The organism is Raineya orbicola, from assembly GCF_002843425.1.
Lineage (GTDB): Bacteria > Bacteroidota > Bacteroidia > Cytophagales > Thermonemataceae > Raineya > Raineya orbicola.
This window is the reverse complement of sequence record NZ_NKXO01000091.1, coordinates 1-1,135: the sequence shown is the minus strand read 5'-3', so window position 1 is coordinate 1,135 and position 1,135 is coordinate 1. Positions and strand designations below refer to the sequence as shown.

Annotated in this window: 2 protein-coding genes; both read right to left on the bottom strand. The window is 34.4% G+C overall.

Features of this window, described 5'->3' with window-relative positions:
* Positions 1-70: 70 nt before the first annotated feature.
* The gene (locus Rain11_RS13730; protein ID WP_101359938.1) at positions 71-535 is read right to left on the bottom strand and encodes a hypothetical protein; all 465 of its coding nucleotides are present in this window, start codon (positions 533-535) and stop codon (positions 71-73) included.
* Positions 536-620: 85 nt separating this feature from the next.
* Positions 621-974, bottom strand: a complete 354-nt coding sequence (locus Rain11_RS13725; RefSeq protein ID WP_101359937.1) for a hypothetical protein — start codon at positions 972-974, stop codon at positions 621-623.
* Positions 975-1,135 lie beyond the last annotated feature (161 nt).

Here is a 1,135-nt window from a genome sequence, read left to right as displayed (position 1 = left end):
GGTGAAACATAAGAAAATAGAAATTTTCGGCAAAACCATAATTTTACTATGATTTTGCCAAAGATAAATTTTAGTCAATTCTATCAATACTATCTACAATATGAAAGGCATCTTCAAGAGCTTCGTCATCATCTTCATCAAAAATAACTTCTGCAAAAAAGTTGGTACCTCCTCTTTTATCAATAAATCCAAAGAAAATCGTCTTTTTGCCCTTGTAGTCGCCAATGACATAAGCACCTTCAAAGTCATCAAGGTCGTGTTCGCCGTAATGGCTAATGTTATCAATATAAGTATCGGCTAAAAGTACCAAAGCATCTTTCATACTGCCAGCTGTAACTTTATGGTCTTGCCATACAAAAATATCAAACTCCACTCCTACCCCTTTAGCTTGGAAGTGGTTGGCAGTATTGTTTTTTACCTTGAAGCCATTAGGCAAAGAAAATTTCAGATTGTGCTGTTTCCACTGCCAAGTAGTTTGGGCAAAAGCAAAATTGAACCCCAAAAAGAACACAAGAATGAAAGCTGTTTTTTTCATTTTTTTATTGGTTTAAGTTGCCTACTCTCTTACAGGCTTTTCGGCAAACGCCTTTACACAAAACTAAAAAGCTATTTTGAAAAATTTACTTCAACCCTTGTAGCAAGGCTAAAATTTGCTGAATGGCTACTTCTAAAATGAGTTTTCTTTCTAAACTTCTCATATTTTTCTCACCAAGAAATTGTAAAATCTTTTTTTCAGACTTGGGGGAAAGTAATTTAGTGGCAGGAAAAGATTCATTTATTCCAAAAAGTCGGGCTACACTATTGACTTCCCAATCCATTAGCTCTGCGATTTTCTGACAATGTTTATACTCTAATCTTTGAAAGGAAACGTCTTGCAAAATTAGTGTACCCATTTTTTGACCTTTTTCTTTGAAAGAGGCTATTTCCAGAATTTTTTCAAGAAATGCCTCACGCAGAAGTTCACTTGTTAGCATATGTTTTATTTCTTTTTTTGGTTAGGGTTGAGCTGTTTGCCACGATTGCCTTGATTTTTATCGTAGGTAATGTTTGTGCCTTTTGTACCCTTGTTAGGATTTTTGATGTCAGCTTGATGATTAGATTGTTTTTTCATAATTTTTGCAGTTTTTAGGTGGAT

Coding starts and splice junctions, on each gene's coding strand:
- Rain11_RS13730 (WP_101359938.1), bottom strand. CDS start 535: ATGAAAAAAACAGCTTTCATTCTTGTGTTCTTTTTGGGGTTCAATTTT.
- Rain11_RS13725 (WP_101359937.1), bottom strand. CDS start 974: ATGCTAACAAGTGAACTTCTGCGTGAGGCATTTCTTGAAAAAATTCTG.